The organism is Acidovorax sp. Leaf78 (assembly GCF_001422735.1).
Classification (GTDB): Bacteria; Pseudomonadota; Gammaproteobacteria; order Burkholderiales; family Burkholderiaceae_C; genus Acidovorax.
Genome location: NZ_LMLZ01000020.1, coordinates 408,081 through 432,190 on the forward strand (window position 1 = coordinate 408,081; position 24,110 = coordinate 432,190).

At 68.7% G+C, this 24,110-nt stretch carries 16 protein-coding genes and 2 pseudogenes; 12 read left to right on the top strand and 6 right to left on the bottom strand.

From position 1 onward, the window contains the following. Positions 1-40: 40 nt before the first annotated feature. Both ASF16_RS13480 and ASF16_RS13485 read left to right on the top strand, forming a co-directional pair. Complete coding sequence (locus ASF16_RS13480; protein WP_082516913.1) at positions 41-2,257, top strand: SulP family inorganic anion transporter; 2,217 nt, start codon at positions 41-43, stop codon at positions 2,255-2,257. Positions 2,258-2,655: 398 nt separating this feature from the next. Continuing rightward, positions 2,656-4,167 (top strand): DEAD/DEAH box helicase, encoded by a 1,512-nt coding sequence (locus tag ASF16_RS13485; protein ID WP_056167829.1) that lies wholly within the window; start codon positions 2,656-2,658, stop codon positions 4,165-4,167. Between the two features lie 185 nt (positions 4,168-4,352). On the opposite strand, the gene ASF16_RS13490 is transcribed toward ASF16_RS13485, so the two are convergent. Beyond that, positions 4,353-5,198 carry a symmetrical bis(5'-nucleosyl)-tetraphosphatase gene (locus ASF16_RS13490; protein WP_056167832.1) on the bottom strand — a complete coding sequence of 282 codons (846 nt, stop codon included), beginning with the start codon at positions 5,196-5,198 and terminating at the stop codon, positions 4,353-4,355. 479 nt (positions 5,199-5,677) lie between these two features. Between ASF16_RS13490 and ASF16_RS13495 the strand changes: the two genes are divergently transcribed. After that, positions 5,678-5,983 (top strand): H-NS histone family protein, encoded by a 306-nt coding sequence (locus ASF16_RS13495; RefSeq protein ID WP_056167837.1) that lies wholly within the window; start codon positions 5,678-5,680, stop codon positions 5,981-5,983. A gap of 302 nt (positions 5,984-6,285) precedes the next feature. Here the strand turns inward: ASF16_RS13495 and ASF16_RS13500 are convergent, their stop codons facing one another. Continuing rightward, positions 6,286-7,170: a helix-turn-helix domain-containing protein gene (locus ASF16_RS13500; protein ID WP_056169168.1), complete on the bottom strand. Its 885-nt coding sequence runs from the start codon at positions 7,168-7,170 to the stop codon at positions 6,286-6,288. Between the two features lie 123 nt (positions 7,171-7,293). Between ASF16_RS13500 and ASF16_RS13505 the strand changes: the two genes are divergently transcribed. The 7 genes and pseudogenes from ASF16_RS13505 to ASF16_RS13525 all read left to right on the top strand — a co-directional run bounded on the left by ASF16_RS13505 (position 7,294) and on the right by ASF16_RS13525 (position 18,751). Continuing rightward, positions 7,294-7,701, top strand: a complete 408-nt coding sequence (locus ASF16_RS13505; RefSeq protein WP_056167840.1) for a hypothetical protein — start codon at positions 7,294-7,296, stop codon at positions 7,699-7,701. A gap of 213 nt (positions 7,702-7,914) precedes the next feature. Further along, positions 7,915-10,851 carry an aconitate hydratase gene (locus ASF16_RS13510; RefSeq protein ID WP_056167842.1) on the top strand — a complete coding sequence of 979 codons (2,937 nt, stop codon included), beginning with the start codon at positions 7,915-7,917 and terminating at the stop codon, positions 10,849-10,851. A 334-nt stretch (positions 10,852-11,185) separates the two neighbouring features. Continuing rightward, positions 11,186-13,303, top strand: a 2,118-nt coding sequence (locus tag ASF16_RS26785; RefSeq protein ID WP_235507369.1) for a PAS domain-containing protein, incomplete at its 3' end; no start/stop codon positions are given. A 1-nt stretch (position 13,304) separates the two neighbouring features. Beyond that, positions 13,305-14,511 (top strand): annotated as a pseudogene (locus ASF16_RS27145) (putative bifunctional diguanylate cyclase/phosphodiesterase); the annotation flags it as partial. Between the two features lies 1 nt (position 14,512). Beyond that, a pseudogene (locus ASF16_RS26795) lies at positions 14,513-14,851 on the top strand (EAL domain-containing protein); the annotation flags it as partial. Then, positions 14,848-17,364 carry an EAL domain-containing protein gene (locus ASF16_RS13520; protein ID WP_056167847.1) on the top strand — a complete coding sequence of 839 codons (2,517 nt, stop codon included), beginning with the start codon at positions 14,848-14,850 and terminating at the stop codon, positions 17,362-17,364. The pseudogene ASF16_RS26795 and the gene ASF16_RS13520, both read left to right, overlap by 4 nt. 175 nt (positions 17,365-17,539) lie before the next feature. Beyond that, the gene (locus ASF16_RS13525; protein ID WP_056167851.1) at positions 17,540-18,751 is read left to right on the top strand and encodes an FAD-dependent monooxygenase; all 1,212 of its coding nucleotides are present in this window, start codon (positions 17,540-17,542) and stop codon (positions 18,749-18,751) included. 104 nt (positions 18,752-18,855) lie between these two features. Here ASF16_RS13525 and ASF16_RS13530 read toward each other — a convergent pair whose 3' ends face one another. Together ASF16_RS13530 and ASF16_RS13535 are read right to left on the bottom strand one after the other, a co-directional pair. Further along, positions 18,856-19,218 carry a MerR family transcriptional regulator gene (locus tag ASF16_RS13530; RefSeq protein ID WP_056167855.1) on the bottom strand — a complete coding sequence of 121 codons (363 nt, stop codon included), beginning with the start codon at positions 19,216-19,218 and terminating at the stop codon, positions 18,856-18,858. After that, the gene (locus tag ASF16_RS13535) at positions 19,205-20,095 is read right to left on the bottom strand and encodes an ornithine carbamoyltransferase (protein ID WP_056167856.1); all 891 of its coding nucleotides are present in this window, start codon (positions 20,093-20,095) and stop codon (positions 19,205-19,207) included. The genes ASF16_RS13530 and ASF16_RS13535 overlap by 14 nt, the downstream gene beginning before the upstream one ends. A gap of 139 nt (positions 20,096-20,234) precedes the next feature. Between ASF16_RS13535 and ASF16_RS13540 the strand changes: the two genes are divergently transcribed. Further along, positions 20,235-20,720 carry a hypothetical protein gene (locus ASF16_RS13540; protein ID WP_056167859.1) on the top strand — a complete coding sequence of 162 codons (486 nt, stop codon included), beginning with the start codon at positions 20,235-20,237 and terminating at the stop codon, positions 20,718-20,720. On the opposite strand, the gene ASF16_RS13545 is transcribed toward ASF16_RS13540, so the two are convergent. Then, on the bottom strand, positions 20,680-21,942 hold the full coding sequence (locus tag ASF16_RS13545; protein WP_056167861.1) for a nitrate/nitrite transporter: 1,263 nt from the start codon (positions 21,940-21,942) through the stop codon (positions 20,680-20,682). The genes ASF16_RS13540 and ASF16_RS13545 overlap by 41 nt on opposite strands. A 647-nt stretch (positions 21,943-22,589) precedes the next feature. On the opposite strand from ASF16_RS13545, the gene ASF16_RS13550 reads away from it, so the two are divergent. After that, entirely contained in the window at positions 22,590-22,967 is a 378-nt protein-coding gene (locus ASF16_RS13550) for an MliC family protein (RefSeq protein ID WP_056167864.1), read from the top strand. 232 nt (positions 22,968-23,199) lie between these two features. Here ASF16_RS13550 and kynA read toward each other — a convergent pair whose 3' ends face one another. Next, a complete protein-coding gene (gene kynA / locus ASF16_RS13555; RefSeq protein ID WP_056167867.1) occupies positions 23,200-24,087 on the bottom strand; it encodes a tryptophan 2,3-dioxygenase in 888 nt (295 codons plus the stop codon). Positions 24,088-24,110 lie beyond the last annotated feature (23 nt).

Genomic DNA, 24,110 nt, shown 5'->3' on the forward strand with positions numbered 1-24,110 from the left:
CCGCCATCGTCGGCTCCATCGCAGCGGCAGCACCTCTCTCATGCCATCCGTCCAGCAGTCACGGCCTGCGCCGCTTCAGACCCCATCGCCCACCGGCTGGAACACGCTGGAGCCCGAGGCGGCTGCGCCCCAGGCATCGGGCGCAGCGGCAGCCTGGTCTGCCGCTGCCGTCACCGTGCCGCATGCCGTGGGCCTGGGGCTGCTGGCCTTCGCTCCGCTGGCGGGGGACCATTCGCTGGCCGCGCTGGCCCTGTGGTCGGCGGCGCTGCCAGGCCTGCTGCTCACGCTGGTGGTGCCGCGCCCGGGTGTGGTCTATGCGCCCACCACGGTGGTGGCGCTGCTGTTTGCGGCCGTGCTGGCCACGGCCCATGGAGCGGCGCCGGAGCTGGGCCTGAGCGCGCGCCAGGTGCTGGCGGTGAGCGGGGCCACCGTGGCGCTGGCGTTTGTCTTTCAGTGGCTGCTGGGGGTGCTGCGGCTGGCATCTGTCGCGCGGTTCTTGCCGATCTCGGTCACGCATGGTTTTGCGGCCGGCGTGGGCTTGTCGATGGTGGTGGGCCAGGTGCGCAACGGCTTTGGCGCCGGGGCCGCTGATGCGCTGTGGGATGCGCGCACGCTCTGGCATGCGCTGGCGGCCCTGACCGTGGTGACGCTGGCCTGGGCGCTGCGCTGGCGCTGGCCGCGCGCGCCCGGGCTTTTGACGGCGGTTGCGCTGGTGGCACTGGCGGTGGCACTGGCGGGCGTGTGGGGCGCGGGGCTGGGCGATGTGTTCGCCCCCGCGGTGCAGGCCAGCGCGTTTGCCGGGCCGTTGTGGCCCGACTGGACGGGCATCCCCTGGGTGGCGCTGGCACAGCAGCACGGCTCGGCCCTGGTGGTGCTGGCGCTGCTCATGGCCCTGGTCAACAGCCTGGAGATCATGGTCTTCAACCAGGAGCTGGAGCTCGACCACGGCCTGCGCGGCAATGCCAACCAGGCCCTGCGCCGCGAGAGCCTGCTGGGCGTGCTGTGCGGCCTGGCGGGGATGATCCCTGCCTCCACCAGCGCTTCGCGCTCGCGCATCCTGCTGGCGCAGGCCGGGGGCTCGGGCGGCGCGCCGGGGCTGGCGAGCGGCCCGCGCTGGCATGCGGCCATCATGCTGGGCGTGGCGGTCACCGGGGCTTGGTGGCTGCACTGGGTGCCGATGGCGGGACTGGCGGGCGGCCTGGTGCTGGCGGGGCTGCTGCAGGTGCCCGCACTGATGTGGTCGCTGCGCTATGCCCGGCGCTCGCGCGTGACCTGGGCGCAGAGCTGGCAGGTGGCGCTGGTGTTTGCGGTGATGGGCGGCGTGGGTGCGCTGGTGGCCGGCCTGGTGGTGGCCACCTTCGTGCTGCTGCACGACTCGGCCGCCAAGGTGCTGCGGCATGTGCGGCTGGATGGCGAGCTGCGCTCGCGCCGGCTGCGGCGCGCGGGATCGGACAGCTGGCTCGTACCGCGCATGAACCAGGTGGCGGTGTTCGAGCTGCAGGGCGTGATGTCCTTCGGCGTGGCCGCCCACCTGGCCGAACAGGTGCGCATGCTGCTGCAGCCGCGCCACCGCTGGGTCATTCTGGATGCAGCGCGCGTGCCGGCCTGGGACAGCACGGCGCTGGCCCAACTGCGCGCGCTGGTGCGCGACCTGGCGCAGCAAGGCATCGCGGGCGCCGTGGCGGGGCTCGACCCGCTGGCGCGTGACCATGCGGGCGAGCACGTGCGCAGCTTTGCCGACCTGGACCGCGCGCTGGAATGGGCCGAGGCCGGCATCCTGCTGCAGCGGCCCCTCGACCAGCGCCCCGCCCACCCCGAGCGCGACCTGCTGGGCGAGATCGGCGAGGGCGTGGGCCCCGAGGCCGGCGCCGCGCTGCTGGCCCTGCTCGTGCCCGTGGCCGTGCCCGCCCGCAGCGTGGTCTTCAGCGCGGGCGACCACGACCGCGACCTGCTGGTGGTGCAGTCCGGCCACATCACGCTGGCCACGCAGTGGCCGCCCGAGACGGGCCTGAGGCTCGCCACTGTCGGTCCGGGCATGGCGTTCGGCGACATGGCTTTCCTGAACGGTGCAGCACGCACGGCGAGCGCCGGGGCCGAGCGGCGGCCTGCGCAACTGGTGCGCCTGTCGCGCGACCAGTTCGACGCCTGGGCCCGGCTGTACCCCGAGGCGGCGCTCACGGTGATGAATAACCTCGCGATGATCGGGGCCCGCCGGCTGGCCGCGACCACACGCCAGCTGCGCGCCGTGCTGGAGTGATACATCGATCAAAACTGCCGGTACCGCTTGATAGGTAAGCGCTGGCAGCTATATAAAACATAGCAAATGCCGTTCTGGGCGACGGAAAGCGGGCCCGCTCGCACCCCATTCCTGCCTGAAAAATCGCTTTTTGGGCCACCAGTGCGACAATAGAGGGCTGCGAGCCTGCTCATGACCTCGCGCGGCCCCCGACCGCGGAAGGTCATGAGCAGGTTCTAGCGCAACGCCCAGTCAGGCCCTTGCCCACGGCACCCCGCCCGTGGGAGGCCCGATCTGCGGCGTTGCAATCCTTGCGGTGGCGATGGTCACCGCTACGGTTTGCGCCTTGCGGCCCGCCCCGAACCCGGGGGTGTCACATTGCTCAGACATATTCAGCGTCGCCTTCCAACACGCTCTTAATGACAAGTTCCTTTTCCAATCTTTCGCTGGCCGAGCCGCTGGCGCGTGCCGTGGCCGAAATGGGCTACGAATCCATGACGCCGATCCAGGAGCAGGCCATTCCGGTCGTGCTCACCGGGCAGGACGTGATGGGCGCCGCCCAGACCGGCACCGGCAAGACGGCCGCCTTCTCGCTGCCTCTGCTGCAGCGCCTGCTCAAGCACGAGAACAGCTCCACATCGCCTGCACGCCACCCCGTGCGCGCCTTGGTGCTGTTGCCCACGCGTGAGCTGGCCGACCAGGTGGCCCAGCAGATCGCGCTGTACGCCAAGCACACCAAGCTGCGCAGCACCGTGGTGTTCGGCGGCATGGACATGAAGCCGCAGACCCTCGAGCTGAAAAAAGGCGTCGAAGTGCTGGTGGCCACGCCAGGCCGCCTGCTCGATCACATCGAGGCCAAGAACGCGGTGCTCAACCAGGTCGAGTACGTGGTGCTCGACGAGGCGGACCGCATGCTGGACATCGGCTTCTTGCCTGACCTGCAGCGCATCCTGTCGTACCTGCCCAAGCAGCGCACCACGCTGCTTTTTTCCGCCACGTTCTCGCCCGAGATCAAGCGCCTGGCCGGCAGCTATCTGCAAAACCCCATCACCATCGAAGTGGCTCGCCCCAACGAGACGGCGTCCACGGTGGAGCAGCGCTTCTACAGCGCCAACGACGACGACAAGCGCCGCGCGATCCACCAGGTCTTGAAGACCCGGGGCATCAAGCAGGCCTTCATCTTCGTGAACAGCAAGCTAGGCTGCGCACGCCTGGCCCGCAGCCTGGAGCGCGAAGGCCTCAAGACCGCCGCGCTGCACGGCGACAAGAGTCAGGACGAGCGCCTGAAGGCGCTGGAGGCCTTCAAGAAGGGTGAAGTCGACCTGCTGGTGTGTACCGATGTGGCCGCCCGCGGCCTGGACATCAAAGACGTGCCGGCGGTGTTCAACTTCGACGTGCCGTTCAACGCCGAAGACTATGTGCACCGTATCGGCCGCACCGGCCGTGCGGGCGCCTCGGGCCTGGCGGTGACGCTGGTGTCCGGCAGCGACACGCGCCTGGTGGCCGACATCGAGAAGCTGATCAAGAAGAAGATCGACCTCGAAGCGGTCGAGTACGACGAAGACCAGCCCCGCGGCCGCATCAACGATGGCCGCCGTGCCTGGCGTGAAGCCGGTGAAACGGGCGACGGCCGCGATGCGATCGCCGCTGCAGCGCCACGCCGTGAACGCGAACGTGAGCGAGAGCGCGACCACCGTGGTGGCCGCGAAGGCCGCGAGCCGCGCGAGCAGCACCGCGGCTTTCGGCCCGCAGTGCCGTCGCGCGACCCGTTCTTCGAGAAGCCTTACGAAGCCAATGCAGCCGCCGACGCCGCCCCCGCCTGGGAGTCCGCCAAGTCGGCCCCGCGCAGCAGCGTGTCGGCCAACATCAAGCCCAAGCGCAAGGTGGCCGCGCTGTTCAAAGCTGTGCAGCCGGAAGCTACGACGCAGTAAGTCAGCATGTAGTCGCTGCGCCTGGTGATGCACCGGGTTGCTCAATAAAATAGCTGCCACCGCTTGGTACACAAGCGCTGGCAGCTATATTTTTTGTAGCGTCGATTTTGGGCACCCCACCTTTTGCCCTTCCTTTGCGCTCTTGTGCCCTTTGGGCTCTGTGCTCCCGAAGTGCAGCCCCGGGTTCAGGCGCCGGGTGCTTGCGACTGCTCGCAGTGCACCTGCAGCAGTTCGCGGTCGGCCAGTGTGGCGCCAAAACGCACCGCGCTCAGGCAGCCGCCCCACACGCAGCCGGTGTCCAGGCCCAGCAGATCGCTGCGGTTGAGCCAGCCCAATGTGGACCAGTGGCCGAACGCGACCAGCGTGCGTGCAGCGCGGCGCCCTGGCACGTCGAACCAGGGCATCAGGCCTGCGGGCGCATCGCTGGCGCTCTCGGTGCTGTCGAAGTCCATCTCCCCGCGAGCCGAGCAAAAGCGCAGCCGCGTGAGCGCGTTCACGATGACGCGCAAGCGGTCGTTGCCGGTCAGCTCGTCGCTCCAACGGTCAGGGGTGTTGCCGTACATCGCCTGCAGAAAGCCGGGCAGGTCGGGCCCGCGCAGCACGGCCGCCACCTCGTCGGCGTGCGCCAGTGCGTCCTGGGCAGACCACCCGGGCAGCACCCCGGCATGCACCATCAGCAGCGTCTCGCCGCCGTGCGTGTGCGTGCGGGCCAGCGGTTGGCTGCGCACCCACTGCAGCAAGGCATCGCGGTCAGGCGCCTCCAGCACGGAGGCCAGCGTGTCGCGGCGCGACGGCTTGCGGGCCCCGTGGGCCGCGGCCAGCAGGTGCAGGTCGTGGTTGCCCAGCAGGCTGCGCAGCGCGCCGTCGTGCGCGATGCAGCGGCGCAGCACGGCGGCCGAATCGGGCCCGCGGTTCACCAGGTCGCCCAGCAGGTACACCGTGTCGCGGCTGGCAGAAAAACCGATCTCGTCGAGCAGGCGCCCCAGCGCGCTGTCGCAGCCCTGGATATCGCCGATGCAGTAAAGAGCCATGGGTACTTGTGGTGTGTAAGGAGCAGCGATTCTCTGCGGGATTGCACGGCCCGCGGCGGCAACCGGTGTCGATTGCTGAATGCAGAGTGCATTTCAGGCCGGGCGTGGCGGATGCGCCAATGCCTTGAAAGCGTTGCAGGCCACAGTCTGTGGGGCGCGCGCCCGATATTCAGGATTTACAGGGCGTGATGCGTTCGCAATAAAACTTTACGGCTTGCAGATAGATGGTAGGGGCGCTCCCGGCCCACAGTGGCTGGCATATTCCGATGGATATCACACCCGGTGCCCAGGGCTTTCAGGTCGTCCAACCCATCCCCATGGGGATGGGTGTAGTGGCAAAGGTGGGACGATTCCTACAAATGGCGCTGGCTTATTCCATAGCATTGAAAATGGGATTTTTTCGGGGCTGTGAACCACACGGCAGAAAATATTCCTATAATCGCGCCTGTCTTTCACCCTTACACCTAAATCCAGACATCATGACCACTAGCTACAAAGACCTGCTGAAGCAGCGTGAAGCCCTCGAGCAGCAAATCAACGAAGCGCGCCGCAGCGAATTGTCGAGCGCTGTCGCTCAGGTTCGTTCGCTGGTGGCTGAATATGGCCTGACCGCGCAAGACGTGTTCCCCGCTGGCAAGTCTGCTGGCAAGGGCACCCGCAGCTCCACCGCTGGCACCAAGGTCGCGCCCAAGTACCGCAACCCCGCCACCGGCGAAACCTGGACTGGCCGTGGCAAGGCGCCCAAGTGGATTCAAAACGAAAGCCGCGAAAAGTTCGTCATCTGATTCGCCGCCCGGACCGTCCGGATGGTAAAAAAGCCCGCTCTTCAGCGGGCTTTTTTTGTGGATTCGTTAATCCCCCAATTGGTGCAGGCCGGGGTGCAGGGTTGAATGGTTTTTATCCATCCTCACAGCAGCGCCGGCTTGGCTCGATTGCGATGGCGGGAGATGCCTCGCTTGTCTGGCCAAAGTGGCGTCGCAGTACAACTTTGGATAATTAGGGGGAAACCCTGCCCCCGCCTCAAACCCTGCGCCATTGCATGGCGCCCAGACAGCAGCAGGCCAGAAGGTCTATTTGCTGCCGCCATTTACGCCTGCCTGTTTTGCGCCGCCACGTCGCGCAGCACCTGCGCCGTGAAATCGTCGGCTGGAAAGAATGACTCCACCGCCAGCTCCTGCAGCGTCACGTCCACCGGGGTGCCGAATATCGTGGTGGTGCTGATCAGCGAGAGCATGCCGTGGCGGCTTTCAAAGCAAAACGGCATTACCACGCCCAGCAATTCACCGGGCAGCACGGTGGATTGCGCGCCCGCAGGCTCGGGATATTCCAGCAGCTCGGCTTGCAATGCGATCAGCACCGGGTCGGCCGTGGCCTGGATCTGCTGGCGCAGCCGCTCGAACAAATGCGAACGCCACTGCGCCAGATTGGCGATGCGCGGCGCCAGCCCCTCAGGGTGCAGGCTCAGGCGGAACACGTTCACGGGCGGCGCCAGCAGCTCAGGCGCCACGTGGTCCGCCAGCAGGGCCTGGGCCGCGCGGTTGGTGGCCACCACGTTCCAGCAGCGGTCCAGCGCGATGGCGGGGCAGGGCTCGTGGCCCTTGAGCACCAGCTCCACTGCCTGCCGTGCTGCGGCCAGCGCCGGGTCGTCCAGCGCGCGCTCGCGGTACATGGGCGCATAGCCGGCGGCCACCAGCAGGGCGTTGCGCTCGCGCAGGGGCACGGCCAGGCGTTCGCACAGGCGCAGCACCATGTCGCGGCTGGGGTTGGTGCGGCCGGTTTCCATGAAGCTCACGTGGCGCGTGGAGATGTCCGCCTCGTCCGCCAGCTCCAGCTGGCTCAGGTGCCGCTGCTGGCGCCAGGTGCGCAGGTGGTCGCCGAACGATGCGGGCCCGGCCGCTGCGGCGCGGTGCGGCAGGGTGGGGCGCGGTGGGCGGTGCGACGGGGTGGATGCGGAGGATGCGGAGGAGGTCATGGGCCACATCCTAGGGTCAAAGCGGACACGGGCCATTACCTGCCAGGTCATCGACTCGGTGCGCCGTGGCGGGAACGATGCAGGCCTGTTCTTCGTTTTTTCAACCCAGTCAAGGAGCCTTCCATGTTCAGTCTGATGTCTTCCCCCCGATTCCTGCGTGCTGTGGTCTGGTTCGATGCGTCCACGGGTGTCTTGCTCGGTGCCCTGCATCTGTTGCTGACTGCGCCGCTGACCGAATGGCTGGGCCTGCCGACGGGGCTGCTGCAGGTCACCGGCGCGCTGCTGTTGGGCTACGCGGCGCTGGCCGTGGCGATTGCGCGGTCCGAGCCCATGCCCCGGGGCTGGCTGTGGGTGCTGATCGTGGGCAACTTTGCGTGGGCGTTGGCCAGCCTGGCGCTGCTGCTGGCCTCGCCGCTCACGCCCACGCTGCTCGGCCAGGCATACCTGGTGGTGCATGTGGTGTCGGTGGCGTTGTTGGCAGAACTGCAGTGGTTCGGTGTGCGCCGCCTGCCTGTGTGGGCAGCCGCGTAGGGTAATGCAGGCGATTGCTATCAAATAAATAGCTGCTGGCGCTTGTCCATCAAGCGGTAGCGGCTATTTTTATTTGAATTTTCAGCGCTGTGGCCCGGGTCCATGCACGTGCCGGGCGCACGCAGCGCCGCGCGGCACCTGTGCATACCCCCACGATTGCGCCGTCACGTGAGGCTGACAGAATAGGCCTGTTGCGTCACACAGGAGTTCGCCATGGCCTCATCGCCCAAGCCGCCAGCCACCCCGTCTTCCCGCCCAGCCACCGGCGCTTCGCCGCGCCACGCGTTTGCCAGCACGCTCAAGAGCTTCAAGACAGCGTCCGGCAAGGAGGGGTACTTCTACTCCCTGCCCGCACTGGCCCGTCAGTTCCCCGAGGTCAGCCGCCTGCCGGTGTCCATCCGCATCGTGCTCGAATCGGTGCTGCGCAATTGCGATGGCCGCAAGGTGACGCCCGAGCACGTGCAGCAGCTGGCGCACTGGGCGCCCAACGCCGAGCGCAAGGACGAGATCCCCTTCGTCGTCTCGCGCGTGGTGCTGCAGGACTTCACCGGCGTACCGCTGCTGGCCGACCTGGCCGCCATGCGCAGCGTGGCCGGCCGGCTGGGCAAGAACCCCAAGAAGATCGAGCCGCTGGTGCCGGTGGACCTGGTGGTCGACCACTCCATCATGGTCGACTACTACGGCAAGAAGAATTCGCTCGACCTGAACATGAAGCTCGAATTCCAGCGCAACCGCGAGCGCTACGAGTTCATGAAGTGGGGCATGCAGGCCTTCAGCACCTTCGGCGTGGTGCCCCCGGGCTTCGGCATCGTGCACCAGGTGAACCTGGAATACCTGGCCCGCGGCGTGCACAAGACCAAGGACGCCACGCGCCCCGTCTACTACCCCGACACCCTGGTGGGCACCGACAGCCACACCACCATGATCAACGGCATCGGCGTGGTGGGCTGGGGCGTGGGCGGCATCGAAGCCGAGGCCGCCATGCTGGGCCAGCCGGTGTACTTCCTCACGCCCGATGTGGTGGGCTTCGAGCTCACGGGCCAGCTGCGCGAGGGCGTGACCGCCACCGACCTGGTGCTCACCGTGACCGAGATCCTGCGCCAGCACAAGGTGGTGGGCAAGTTCGTCGAATTTTTCGGCGAAGGCACGCGCACGCTGTCCCTGCCCGACCGCGCCACCATCGGCAACATGGCGCCCGAATACGGCGCCACCATGGGGTTCTTTCCGGTCGATGAGAAGACCATCGACTACTTCCAGGGCACGGGCCGCACCAAGGTGGAGATCGAAGCCTTCGAGGCGTACTTCCGCGCGCAGGGCTTGTTCGGCGTGCCGCTGGCCGGCGAGATCGACTACTCGCAAGTGGTGCGCCTGAACCTGGGCGACGTCACCCCCAGCCTGGCCGGGCCCAAGCGCCCGCAGGACCGCATCGAGCTGGGCAAGGTCGCCAGCCAGTTCGCCGAGCTGTTCAGCCAGCCCATTGCCAGCAACGGCTTCAATCGCCCAGCCGAGCTGCTTCACACCCGCCACCATGTGCGCCCTGACGACGCGCCGGCCGACCCCGTCACGCCCGCCGAAAAGCCCGCGCCCTCGGGCGGGCCGCGCTTCCTGGTCGAGATGGAGCACAACAAGCCCACGCTGGCCGCCGCGCGCGCCGACGTGCCGGCCCAGCAGGCCAGCCGGCCCGGCGACGTGAGCATCGGCAACGGCGACGTGCTCATTGCCGCCATCACCAGCTGCACCAACACCAGCAACCCCAGCGTGCTGCTGGCCGCGGGCCTGCTGGCCAAGAAAGCGGTGGAGGCGGGGCTCAAGGTCAAGCCGCACATCAAGACCTCGCTCGCACCCGGCTCGCGCATCGTCACCGAATACCTCACCGAGACCGGCCTGCTGCCGTATCTGGAAAAGCTCGGCTTTGCGCTGGCGGGCTACGGCTGCACCACCTGCATCGGCAACGCGGGCGACCTCACGGCCGAGCTCAATGACGTGATCACCAGCAACGACCTGGTGTGCGCGGCCGTGCTGTCGGGCAACCGCAACTTCGAGGCGCGCATCCACCCCAACCTCAAGGCCAACTTCCTGGCCAGCCCGCCGCTGGTGGTGGCCTACGCGATCGCCGGCACGGTGCTCAAGGACCTGATGACCGAGCCCGTGGGCAAAGGTAAGGGCGGGCGCGACGTGTACCTGGGCGACATCTGGCCCACCAGCGACGAGATCCAGCAGCTGATGAAGTTCGCGATGAACGGCAAGGCCTTCCGCGAGAACTACGCCAAGGTGAGCACCGAGCCCGGCAAGCTGTGGGAGAAGATTCTGGGCGTCTCCGGCAATACCTACACTTGGCCTGCCAGCACCTACATCGCTGAGCCGCCGTTTTTTGCCCAGTTCACGCTGGAACAAGGCGAGTTCACCGCTTCTGCAGTGCACGGCGCGCGCATCATGGCGCTGTTCGGCGACTCCATCACCACCGACCACATCTCGCCTGCGGGCTCCATCAAGGCCACGTCGCCCGCCGGCCAGTGGCTGCAGCTCAACGGCGTGCAAAAGGCCGACTTCAACAGCTACGGCGCACGCCGCGGCAACCACGACGTGATGATGCGCGGCACCTTCGCCAACGTGCGCATCAAGAACCTCATGATCCCGCCCACCGCCGACGGCTCGCGCGAGGAGGGCGGCGTGACGGTGTTCCAGAACGAAGGTGCGCTGCAGGGCGAGAAGATGTTCATCTTCGACGCCGCCATGCAGTACATCGCGCAGAAGACGCCCACGGTGATCTTCGCGGGCGAGGAATACGGCACGGGGTCGAGCCGCGACTGGGCGGCCAAGGGCACGCAACTGCTGGGCATCAAGGCCGTGGTGGCGCGCAGCTTCGAGCGCATCCACCGCTCCAACCTGGTGGGCATGGGCGTGCTGCCCCTGCAGTTCAAGGCGGGCGAGTCGTGGGAGACGCTGGGCCTGGTCGGCAACGAAGAGATCGACGTGGTGCCCGACCCCGCACTCACGCCGCAAAGCGATGCGCAACTGGTGATCCGCCGCGCCGACGGCTCGCGCCAGGAGGTCACCGTCACGCTGCGCATCGACACCCCCATCGAGGTGGACTACTACCAGGCCGGCGGCATCCTGCCGTTCGTGCTGCGCCAGTTGCTGCAGGGCTGAGGTTGGGGGGGGTCGTGCGTTGGGCAGCGCTGTGTGGTGCTCCTCGGGCGCGCGGCCTTCAGACACCGCACTGAGCCCGTGGGGCCCCGCGCCATGACCGGCTGGTCGCGCAAGCTGACGTAAAAGGTGGGGGCGCAAGGGTTACCCCCTGCGGCCCCGACACCCTCAGGGTCCACGGCAGAGTGCCGACATTGAGGCTACGACTGCGTGGCAAGACTCGTGGTGGAGGGGGCCAAGTAAAGCCGGCCGGGCATCCTGCCGTTGGGTTTACTCATGGATACACTTGTGACGCGATGTAGAACTCTGTAGAAATACGCCTGTCTCTCGCTCGCCCATGGCCCCACCACCCCTCACACGCTCCTCCAGGCCGCGCCTGCCGCAGCTGATCGACGCGCCCGCCGCCACGGTGGTGCTCGTCGTGGCTGTGCTGGCGCTGACCGTGGTGCCCCTGGCGCGGGTGCTGGGCGAAGGGGCGGGCGCGCAGCACGGGCTCGAGCCTTTTTTCGAGCTGATGGCTGTGCTGCTGGGCCTGCTGGTGGTCACCGTGTCGCTGCACACGCTGGATGCACCCGAGCAGGCCCGCGCCAATGTGCTGGCCGCCGGCTTTGTCGTGGCGGCGGCCTGCAACTTTTTGCACGGCGTGCTCGCGCATTCCACGCCGGTGCACATGCCCTCGGCCACCTCCGACATCTCGCTGTGGCTCAGCAGCTGGGCGCGGCTGGCCGAAACCGTCACCTTGCTGCTCATGGGGCTGCAGGTGGCCGCTCCGGGCCCGGCCAGGGCGTGGCTGGCCGGCGCGGGTGCAGTGGCACTGCTGCTGGTGGTCTCGTCGCTCGGCCCGCTGCCCGGCTGGTTCGCATCGGCCGCGGGGGGCGGGCTGCGGCGCTACCTGGCCTGGGCGCTTGTCATGGCGCTGGCGGTGGCGGCTGTGTGGTGCTACCGCGGGGCGCAGCGCCACGCACAACGGCGCGAGCGCGTGCTGGCCTGGGCCGCGCTGGCATTCCTGTGCGGCGAAGTCACGGTGGCCACGCTGGGCGGCCACTCGCCGGTGGGCGGGCCACTGGCCCACGGCCTGCGCGTGGTGGCCTATGCACTGCTGTACCAAGCCGTTTTCAATGCCGGCATTCGCCTGCCGTTCGCACGCGTGCAGGAGGCCGAGCGCCGCCTGCGCGAGAGCGAGGGCCGCCTGTCCCTGCTGGGGCGCAACCTGCCGCACAGCGTGCTCTACCAGGTGGTGCGCGAGCTCGATGGCCGCACGCACTTCGTCCATGTGGGCGAGGCGCTGGAGCGCCTGCACGGCGTGAGCGCGCAGGACGCGCTGCGCGACCCTCTGCGGGTGTACCGCCAGATCCTCCCGGAAGACCTCAAGCGCCTGCGGCAGTTGGAACGTGCGTCGTTTCTCACCATGTCCACGCTCGATGTGGTGTTCCGCATCCGCCGCGCCGACGGCCAGCTGCGCTGGATGCACCTGAGCGCATCGCCCCGCCCGCTCGACGATGGCCGCGTGATGTGGGACGGCGTGCAGACCGACATCACCGCCCACCACCTGGCCGAAGAAGCCGCGCATGCGCACGAGGCCTTGATGGCCAACATGCTGCGCCAGGTGCCGGGCGGCGTGGCGAGGCTGGACAAGGACCTGCGCGTGCTGTACGTAAACGAGCAGCAGGCGCGCTGGCTGCGCACCGAACCCGCGCAGTTGCAAGGGCGGGTGCTCAAGGACGTGCTGCCCCCCGAACTGATGGCGCGCATGCAGCCGTATTTCGACAAGGCCTTTGGCGGCGAGACGGCGGTGTTCGAGAACCGCGTGGACGCCCCCGACGGACCGCAGTACCGCCACACCACCATCGCGCCCGAGGCGGTCACCGACCAGGGCGTGTCGGCCGTGGTGGTGTTCGCGTACGACCTGACCGAGCTCAAGCGCATCGAGACCGAACTGGCCCTGCAAAAGGCGCACCTGGCGCGCGTGGTCAACGCCATGCCGGACATGGTGTTCCTCAAGGATGCGCAAGGCGTGTACCTGTCGGTCAACCCGGTGTTCGAGCGGTTTGCCGGCCTGCCCGAGCGGCAGGTGGTGGGGCGCAACGATTTCGACCTGGTGCCTGCCGCGGTGGCCGAGCGGTTTCGCAAGTACGACCTGCGCGCCATGCAGGCCTGGCAGCCACTGGTGTACGAAGAGACGCTCACCTTTGCCGAGGACGGCTACCAGGGCCAGTTCGAGACCATCAAGACCCCCATCCGCGACCTGCACGGCCGCGTGACCGGCGTGCTGGGCGTGTGCCGCGACATCACCGATCGCAAGCGCGCAGAACAAGAGATCGAGCGCCTGGCCTTCTACGACGCACTCACCGGCCTGCCCAACCGCCGCCTGCTGCTCGACCGCCTGCAGCGCTCCATCGCCGCCTGCCAGCGCACCAGGAACCTCGGCGCCCTGCTGTTCATCGACCTCGACAATNCCCAACCGCCGCCTGCTGCTCGACCGCCTGCAGCGCTCCATCGCCGCCTGCCAGCGCACCAGGAACCTCGGCGCCCTGCTGTTCATCGACCTCGACAATTTCAAGGACCTCAACGACACCCTGGGCCACGACATGGGCGACCAGCTCCTGTCCCAGGTGGCCGCCCGCCTGGTGGGCAGCGTGCGCGAGGCCGACACCGTGGCCCGCTTCGGCGGCGACGAATTCGTCGTCATGCTCGAAGCCCTGTCCCCGGACCTGGCCGAAGCCGCCACCCAGGCCGAGACCGTGGCCGAGAAACTGCTGGCCCACCTGAACCAGCCCTTCGAACTCGACGGCGCCCAGCACTACAGCACCCCCAGCATCGGCATCACCCTCTTTGGCGACGAACGCCTGTCGGTGGACGAGCTCTTGAAGCGCGCCGACCTGGCCATGTACCAGGCCAAGGCCGCCGGGCGCAACACCCAGCGCTTTTTCGACCCCGACATGCAGGCGGCGGTCAACGCCCGCTCCAACCTGGAAGCCGACTTGCGCCAGGGCCTGGCGCGGGGCGAGTTGCTGGTGCACTACCAGCCCGTGGTGGACCACCAGGCCACCCTGCTGGGCGCCGAAGCCCTGGTGCGCTGGCGCCACCCCCAGCGCGGCATGATCAGCCCGGGCGACTTCATCCCGCTGGCCGAGCAGACCGGGCTCATCCTGCCACTGGGCCAGTACGTGCTGCAGACCGCCTGCGCGCAGCTGCAGCGCTGGGGCCAGCACATCGAGACGGCAGACCGGGCTCATCCTGCCACTGGGCCAGTACGTGCTGCAGACCGCCTGCGCGCAGCTGCAGCGCTGGGGCCAGCACATCGAGACGGCGCATTTGTCCATTTCGGTGAACGTGAGCGCCCGCCAGTTCCGCCAACCCGGCTTCGTGGCCGAAGTGCTGCAGACCCTGAGGGAGCACGGGGCGGACCCCCGAAGGCTCAAGCTCGAGCTCACCGAAAGCTTGCTGCTGGGGGACATCGAAGACACCATCGCCCGCATGGTGCAGCTCAAGAGCGAAGGCGTGGGCTTCGCGCTGGATGACTTCGGCACCGGCTATTCATCCCTGTCCTACCTCAAGCGGCTGCCACTGGACCAGGTGAAGATCGACCAGAGCTTTGTGCGGGACGTGCTGTCGGACCCGAACGACGCGGCGATCGTGCGGACGATTTTGGCGCTGGCCAAGNCCACTGGACCAGGTGAAGATCGACCAGAGCTTTGTGCGGGACGTGCTGTCGGACCCGAACGACGCGGCGATCGTGCGGACGATTTTGGCGCTGGCCAAGAGCCTGGACCTGGAGGTGGTGGCCGAGGGTGTGGAGACGACGGGGCAGCTGGGGTTCTTGCGGCTGCACGGGTGCGAGGGGTTCCAGGGGTATTTGTTTGGGCGGCCGGTGCCGGTGGATGTCTTCGCCCGCGAGCACGACCTGGGCGCGGCTGCGGGCACGCAGGCAGCGTCGCCAGCGCCACAGCATCCGCAGCCCGCGCCCGCTTCCGCCTCTTTGCCCAAGGGCCCTGCTGCATGAGCGGGCCGGGCGTCCTGTGGGTGGACAGCGACACGCAGCACGCGGCGCTCGCGCGGCGGCTCATCGCCGTCAACCACCCCGACTGGCGCGTGGTCAACAGCCCCGGGCCAGAGGCTGCCATGGCCCCGCTCGCATCGCAGGCGTGGGACGCGGTCGTGCTGTGCCTCAAGCCCTCGGTGCAGGAGCTGCCCGACGTGCTCGAGCTGTGCGCGGGCCGGCCGGTGCTGATGTGCATCGACCAGCAGCAAGAGGCGCTGGCCGCCCGCGCCTTTCGGTGCGGGCTGGGCGACTACGTGCTGCGCGACGTCGACGGGACGGCCCACCTGGGCGAGCTGCTGCACCGGCTGGCCGCGCTCATGAAGACTGCCAGCGTGCAAGGCCAGCAGCCCGTGCGCATGGTGGACGCACGCATCTGGCAGGACGCGCTTGCGCTGCTGCAGGAGCAGCGCTCGGCCCTGCAGGCCACGCTGGGCAGCATGAGCCAGGGCATCTTCAAGACCGGGCCCGACGGGCGCATCACCGTCTACAACCAGCGTGTGCTGGAGCTGCTGAACCTGCCCGAATCGCTGATGGCCGCGCGACCCACCATGGCCGAGCTGACCCGCGTGCAGGCCGAGCGCGGAGACTTCGGCGAAGGCTACAGCCTGGTGGACCGGCGCGGCCATGAATACGTGGCCCGCGGCGCCGTGGCCCCCGCGCCCGAGCTGTACTGGCGCAGCACGCGCCAAGGCCACACGCTGGAGGTGCGCACCACCACCCTGCCGGACGGCAGCCTGGTGCGCACCTTTGCCGACGTGAGCGACTACGTGCGGGTAGAGAACGAGCTGCGCGAGAGCGAGACGCGCTTTCGCTCGCTCAGCGATTTGTCTTCCGACTGGTACTGGGAGCACGACGCCGAAGGCCGCTTCGTGCAGCTGGCGGGCGATTTGAGCGTCAACGGCCTGCCGCTGTCTGACGTGCTGGGCCACACCCGCTGGGAGCTGGGCGCGCTCAACATGACCGATGCCGACTGGGCGGCGCACCGCGCGGTGCTGCAGGCGCGCCAGCCGTTTCGGGACCTGGAGCTGCAGCGCCACCGGCCCGACGGCACCATGCACTGGATCTCGGTCAGCGGCGTGCCCGTGATCGACGTGCAGGGCACGCTGCGCGGCTACCGCGGCGTGGGCCGCGACATCACCGAGCGCAAGGCAGTGGCGAGCCAGATCGAGCGCCTGGCGTTCTACGACGTGCTCACCGGCCTGCCCAACCGCCGCATGCTGGTGGACCGCCTGCAGCGCGCCATGGCGGCGGTGGGCCGCTCGGGCACGCAGGGCGCGCTGCTGTTCATCGACCTCGACAACTTCAAGGACCTGAACGACACCCTGGGCCACGACACCGGCGACCAGCTGCTGCTGCAGGTGGCCCAGCGCCTGACCACCTGCGTGCGCGAGGCCGACACGGTCTCGCGTTTTGGCGGCGATGAGTTCGTGGTGCTGCTGGAGGGCCTGAGCGCCGACGGGCCCCACGCCAGCGCCGAGGCCGCCCACGTGGCCAGCCACATCGCCGCCACGCTGGGCACGCCCTACGCGCTGGGCGAGACCAGCCACCACAGCACGCCCAGCATCGGCATCGCGCTGTTCGGCCAGCAGACCGGCAGCGTGGACGAGCTGCTCAAGCACGCCGACCTGGCCATGTACCAGGCCAAGGCCGCGGGGCGCAACACCCAGCGCTTCTTCGACCCCGACATGCAGGCCGCCGTGAGCAACCGTTCCGCGCTGGAAGCCGACCTGCGCCGCGGCCTGCAGGAGCGCGAGCTGGTGCTGTACTACCAGCCCGTGGTGGACGGCAAGGGCCGGCTGATGGGGGCCGAGGCGCTGGTGCGCTGGAAGCACCCGCGCCGCGGGCTCGTGTCGCCGGCCGAGTTCATCCCGCTGGCCGAGCAGACGGGGCTCATCCTGCCCATCGGGCAGTGGGTGCTGGAGACTGCTTGCGCGCAGTTGGTGGCCTGGTCGCGGCACTCGCTCACGCGCCAGTTCTTCCTGTCGGTGAATGTGAGCGTGCGGCAGTTCCGCCAGCCCGACTTCGTCGAGCAGATGCTGGGCATCCTGCACAAGAGCGGCGCCAACCCCGAGCGCCTGAAGCTCGAGCTCACCGAGAGCCTGCTGCTGACCGACGTGGAGGATGTGATCTCGCGCATGGAATATCTGCGCCGCTACGGCGTGGGCTTTTCGCTGGACGACTTCGGCACGGGCTACTCGTCGCTGTCCTACCTCAAGCGCCTGCCGCTCGATCAGATCAAGATCGACCAGGGCTTCGTGCGCGACCTGCAGACCGACCCCAACGACGCGGCCATCGTGCGCACCATCCTGGCCCTGGCGCACAGCATGGACCTCACGGTGGTGGCCGAAGGCGTGGAGACCACGGGCCAGCTGGAGTTTCTGCAGCGCCACGGCTGCCAGGCCTTCCAGGGCTTTCTGTTCGGCCGCCCCATGCCGGCCGAGGTGCTGGAGCGGGCGCTGCGGCCTGCGCTGTAAGGCCGCGCAGGCCGCATCTCACCCGCAGGTTTTGGCAGGCAGCGCTGCGCCATGACAAAAAGCGGCGCCCGGGCGCGCGGCACAATCGGCGCATGACACATTGCATGCGCGCTTTTCGTCCCGTGTGGTCGCAGTCCCGTGCGGGGGCTGCGCTTCAGCCTGCGGTGGGGGGGCGATGAAAAAGCAGGTCCTGGTGGCCGGCGGCGGCATCGGCGGGCTGGCGGCTGCGCTGGCCGCATCGCGCGCGGGCTGGGAGGTGCGGCTGTACGAACGCGCGACCGCGTTCAGCGAGGTCGGCGCGGGCGTGCAGATCGGGCCCAACGTGGTGCGCCGCCTGCAGGCCTGGGGCCTGCAGCAGCCGCTGCAGGCCGTGGCGGCGTTTCCCAGCCGCCTGCAGGTGCGCAGCGCCGTCAGCGGCCGCGGCCTGGCCGAGCTGCCGCTGGGCCCGACGGCGGTGCAGCGCTACGGCGCGGCCTACGCCACCATCCACCGCGCCGACCTGCACGGCCTGCTGCTGGCCGCCGTCGAAAAATACACCGACACCCAGCTGCACCTGGCCCACGCCATCGACAGCTTTGCCGACGACGGCACCGCCGTCACCGTGCGCACCAGCCGCGGCAAGGAGGTGGAGGGCGATGCGCTCATCGGCGCCGACGGCCTGTGGAGCCGCACCCGCACGCAACTGCTGGGCCCCGTGCCGCCGCGCGTGACCGGCCACCTGGCCTACCGCGCCCTGGTGCCGCAGCACGCGCTGCCCCAGGCGCTGCGCACCGCCCAGGTCACCGCCTGGCTGGGCCCGCGCCTGCACGCGGTGCAGTACCCCGTGCGCCGGGGCGAGCTGCAGAACATCGTCGTCATCGTGCAGGGGCCGGTGCCGCACGACCTGGAGAACTGGGACCACGCCGCCAACGCCGCGGGCCTGGAGCACGCCCTGAAGGGCACCTGCACCGCGCTGCAGGACGTGGTGCGCAGCGTGGCCGCGCCAGGGGCCGCCGGCTGGCGCCTGTGGCCGCTGTGCGACCGCCCGCCGGTGCGCAGCGCGGCCGAGATGGCGCGCGGCCTGGTGGGCCTGCTGGGCGACGCGGCCCATCCCATGCGCCCTTACCTGGCCCAGGGCGCGGGCATGGCCATCGAAGACGCCGCGGAGCTGCAGCGCGCCCTGTCCATGCACGACCTGGAAGTGCCCCTGCGCCTGACCCGCTACGCCCTCAACCGCTGGCAGCGCAACGCGCGCGTGCAGGCGCGCTCCACCCGCAATGGCCGCATCTTCCACGCCACGGGGCCCGTGCGCTGGGGGCGCGATTTGTCGCTGCGCCTGCTGGGCGAGCGGGTGCTCGATGTGCCCTGGCTGTACCGGGGCGACGGGTCGATCGCCAGTTCTCTGTGATGCTATTTATTTGATAGCTGGTGGCGCTTTCCCATAGCGCGGTAGCGGCTGTTTTTATTCGAAATCAGCGGTGTGGGGCCGGGTGTGGCGGACTGGGTGCGCCTTCAACCCGGCTCCACGGCGCGCAGCGGGCAGTCGGCGGCCACGCGCTCGGCCAGCGTCTGGCGCAGGCTTTGCAGTGCGGCGATGCGTGCGTCGATCTCTCCGAGCTTGCTGGCCAGCACCTCGGCCAGTGCGGGTGCCGGGTCTGGCGCGTCCCAGATGGCCGGCAGGCGGTCGCCGATCTCCGCCAGGGTGAAGCCCAGCTGCTGCGCGGTGCGGACGTACTGCACCAGCATCACCGCCTCGGGCGGGTAGTCGCGGTAGCCGTTGGCCAGGCGCCGCGCGCGGATCAGGCCCTGCTGCTCGTAAAAGCGCAGCGCCTCGCGGCTCAGGCCCGACGCGGTGGCGAGCTCACCGATCAGCATGGCCGTCGCCCTGGTGGGCCACCCGTTTGGCATCGGCCTCGGCGGCGGCCGCCAGCACCCAGCGCACGATGGCGATCTGCACGGGCAGCAGCAGCTCCTTTTGCGCGTAGCCCACGAAGCAGGGGTAGGCCGCAGGGTCCACCGTGAGCTCGCGGCCCAGGGTGAAGGGTGGCGTGGGCAGCAGGGCGGGGGAGCCCATCGCGGCCAGGTGGTCCTCGGACAGCGGCGTCAGGTCGGTTTGCGTGGTGGCGTCGGCTTCGGCACTGGCCGGCCAGCTGTCGGTGATCACCACGTCCACCGCCTGCGGCAGCGCGGACGGCTCCACGAACTCGACCTGCGGCAGCACCTCGTGAAAGCGCCGGTCGCACACCTGCACCAGCGCGAACCCCAGCACCTGTGCCAGTTCGTGCCACGAGCGGAACACGTTGGTGCTGGGCCCCCACAGGCACACGCGCGCGTCCTGCAGCGGCTTGATCCGGGTGTCCACGTAGTACGCATCGGTGAGCACCTCGCACGGGTGGCCCTGGGCCGACATCGCGTTGATCACCGGCCGGCGCGACGCCGCCGCAAACGCCGACAGCCGCGGGTGGTCGGACTCGCGCACCACGTACAGCGCATAGAACGGGTCCAGGTAGCCGGCCAGATCCTCGGGCCGCTCCGCGGTCTTGAGCAGATTCGGCAGCTCGGTAAACGCCAGGCCCAGCTGCCGGAACGCCTCGATGAAGGTCGTGCGCGTGCGGATGCCGTTGCCCTCGAACGACCACGCCACGGTGCCGCCCGGCGCGGGGTTCAGTGCGGGCCCCGGTGCCTCGCCCGCCAGCGCCCAGATGCGGCGGATGTCGTCAGGTTGCAGGTCGGTCAGTTGAAGAAGGTTCATGGGAGTGCCCGCTGCCGGGATGAAGGCGTGTGGAAGAGAAACAAAGAAAGAGCAGCACGCGTCGCAGAAAGTGCTTGACCCTGAAGCGTACTTCAGGCCTGAAGCTCGGCGCTTCCTTCACTTCGATGACCGCGTTGCCATGGCCACCATTCCTGCATTTTCCGAACCGCGCTACCTGCGCATCGTGCGCGCCAGCGGCTGGTACGACCTGCTCGTCACCTGGCCGTTCGCACTGCCCTGGACCTTTGCGTGGCTGTACGCGCAGCTCACCGCACTGGCCCAGGCGCTGGCCCTGCCAGGCACGCTGCACCCGCTCGACACCACGCACATGCTGCTGGCCAACCTGCTCGGGTCGGTGGTGGTGGTGTGGTCCATTGCGCGCATCGCAGCGCCGTCGCGGCGGCTCGGGCGGCTCGATGGACTGGCGCGCATGCTGTTCTCTGCGTGGCAGATCTATGCCGTGGCCCACGGGGCCAATGCCATCGTGCTGGGCTTCACCGCATTCGAGCTGCTGTTCGGGGTGTTGCAGTGGTGGCGGGTGCAGGGCACAGGCTCCGCCCAGTGCCCGCCGCGGGCCGCTGGCGTCAGCGCGCAGGGCGGTGCCGAGGCGCAGGCAGCAGCCTGAAGGCCAGCACCCCGGCTGCCAGCATGCCGGCGATGGTGAGCATCACCGCCACGTACGGGTCCGCGCCCCGCGCGGCAGCCAGCGATGCTGCCAGGCCCGTAGCCCATTGCATCAGCGCCACGCCCAGGAACAGCGCCATGGTAAAGACCGCCATGGCGCGCCCGGTCATGGCCGCGGGGTAGGCCGAGCGCACGTCGGCGTACTGCAGCACCATGTAGCCCGACAGCAGCCCCACGGCGATGGAGCCCGCCACGTCCAGCCATTGCGCATGCAGCAGGCCCACGGCGGTGAACAGCGCGGCCAGCAGCAACGAGAAGCCCGTGATCCAGCGCCGCCGCCGCCACGGCCCGGGGTCGAGCCGCCCGAACAGTGCGGGCGTGAACAGCGACACCAGCGACGACAGCATGGCCACGTTGCCGCTGGCCACCAGCGAGTAGCCGTGCCGCTCGATCAACAGCGGCCCGAGCCACAGCCCGCGCAAGGTCAGGAACGACGCGTACGTCATCAGCGCCAGCAGCATGATGCCGGCCGTGTGCGGCAGCAGGAACAGCGCGCCGAAACCGCGCACCGCGGCACCCACCGATTCACGCGGCTGGGTGCCGTGGCCGGCCGCTGCAGGCTCGTGCACCTTCCAGAAGATGAGCAGCCAGGCCAGCGCCGCCAACACCGCCAGCACGGCAAACCCCATGCGCCAGGACGACTGCTGCACCAGCCACGCCAGCGGCGTGCCCGTGAACAGCATCCCGAGCCCGCCCACGCCCATGGCCACGCCCGACACCATCGCAAACCGGCTGGCCGCAAAGTAGCGTGCAATGAACACCGTGCAGACCAGGAAGGCCGGCGCGCAGCCCACGCCGATCAGCACCTGGCCCAGCAGCACCACGCCGTAGCCGGGCGCGAGCGCCGACAGCAGCGACCCGGCGATAGCCAGCGGAAACGCCACCAGCAGCGTGCGCCGCACGCCATACAGATCGATCCCCACGCCCATGAACAGCTGCATGGTGCCGAAGGCGAACGCAAAGGCACCGGCAAACACCCCCAGCGCCTGGGCCGACAGGCCGAACTCCGCACGCAGTCCGGTGGCCATGATGGCCGTGATGGTGCGAAACGCCTGGCTCAGCGCAAAGCCGGACACCAGCGCCAGCAGCATGGCCCAGGCGGCGCGGGCGGGCAGCAAGGCAGGGGGCGGGGGCGACGCTGAGGGGGATGGGGGCGCAGGCAAGGGGTGGTCTCCAGAAAGAGGCGGCGCTCGGAAGTCATGTCCGGCCCGCTGGATCCGGCGAGCGTACCTGCTGATCGGCATGCCCGCTGTCGCCGCCTGTGCGCAGCTGGTGTGCGGCCCGGTGTGGCAGGTGGCTGTGGCAGCGCTCGACCTGCCCCGCCTAGGGTATGTCCTGATCCCCTGCATGGGGTGCTACCTGCACCGCTGCGGGGCTGCTTTCTTTTCAACAGTTGCATGCAATCCACCAGTTCAAAAGCCATTGAGATGGCTGGTGATCTCAATGGAGCCATGCCCGGGGGCTTTTGGTGCCGTCACAGGCACGCCACAGGCCGGGGGCAGACTTTAGAGGAGCCTCTCGATGTGGGGATCACCCCAATGACGGGCCGAAAGCCCTGGGGCACTCTTGTGGACATGCCTCTGGGGGGCTCCGAAGGATCTGGAATCCGGTGGCTTCGGCCTCGTGCCAGCAGGCCGGGAGGACCCATCCGGCGTGGTACCGCCCGCAGGGGGGGACCGGCAGGCAGGAGTGGCAAGGTTTGTGCTTGGGTGGTAGCCGGGGCCGCGAGTCCGCAGGCCCCAAGGTGTGGATGTTGGATGGTTGTTGTCGGGTGTGCCGCCAAGGTGCACCGCGACGTCAGGAGTGACCGATGAAGAAGATGGTTGTGCTGGGTTCGGGTGCGCTGGTGACTCTCATGCTGACGGGTTGCGCCAGCCAACCGCCTGCGCTGCAGGCTTTCTCCGAGCCCACGGACCGTGGCAGCATGCAGTTTGCATGCGGCAACGGCGAGAAGGTGGAAATGCAGTTCTTCCCCGATCAGGACATGGGCGTGCTGCTGCGCAGCGGCTGGACCGTGGACCTGCCCAAGCAGGCGGCTGAAACCGGCTACGCCTACAGCAACGGCCCGACCACCGTGCTGGGCAAGGGCAACGAGCTGACCATCCAGATCGGTCACCTGGCACCGATCTGGTGCCGCAGCAACCGCCCCATGATGGTGGCGGGCGGCACGCAAGGCAGCGTGCGCTGATTGCGCCTTTCTTTCATCGCCTGTGCGGCGGTGAAATGGCTGCGGAGGCCGTCCCGGGCCCCGCGCCCTGCGGTCATCCCTGCCTGAGCCTGAGCACCTGGAGAGTGCCGTGCGGCGCTCTCATCCGCAGTGTGTGCGGGCTCTGACCGTGCAGACAGCAGTAGCGCAGTAGCGGCGATTGGAAGGCCTGTTCACCGTGCAGTGAGCAGCCTCCTTGTTCGCGTGGGCCGCGTCACAGGTCCGTGCGCAGCTTCCATATCTCCGGGAACAGCACCACGTCCAGCATCTTGCGCAGGTAGCTCACGCCGCCGGTGCCGCCCGTGCCGCGCTTGAAGCCGATCACGCGCTCCACGGTGGTCACGTGCCGAAAGCGCCACAGGCGGAATGCGTCTTCCAGGTCGGTGAGCTCCTCGCCCAGCTGGTACAGGTCCCAGTGCTCCTTGGGATTGCGGTACACCACCAGCCAGGCCTGCTCCACGCCGTCGCTTTCTGCGTACGGTTGCGTCCAGTCGCGCTCCAGGTGGCTGGCGGGCACGGGGATGCCGCGGCGCGCCAGCAGGCGCAGGGCTTCGTCGTACAGCGACGGCGCCTCGTACGCGGCCTGCACCTGGGCCAGCAGGTCGGCGCGGTGCTCGTGCGGCTTGAGCATGGCGCGGTTCTTGTTGCCCAGGGCGAACTCGATGCTGCGGTACTGATAGCTCTGGAATCCACTGGACTGGCCCAGGTACGGGCGCATGGCGGTGTACTCGGGCGGCGTCATGGTGGCCAGCACGTCCCAGGCGTGCACCAGCTGCTCCATGATCTTGGAGACGCGCGCCAGCATCTTGAACGCCATCTGCAGCTCGTCGTTGGCGATGTGCGCAATGGCCGCGCGCAGCTCGTGCAGCATGAGCTTCATCCACAGCTCGCTGGTCTGGTGCTGCACGATGAACAGCATCTCGTCGTGTGCGGGCGACAGCGGCTTTTGCGCGGTGAGGATGGCGTCGAGCTGCAGGTAGTCGCCATAGCTCATCGACTGGCTGAAGTCGAGCTGGGCGCGTTCCTCGTGCACGATGGACTCGGGCAGGGCGGCGGCCGGTGCGTCGCTGGCGGGGACGGTGGTCTGGGAAAAAGGGCACATGGTGGGTCTCCTGCGTTCGCGTG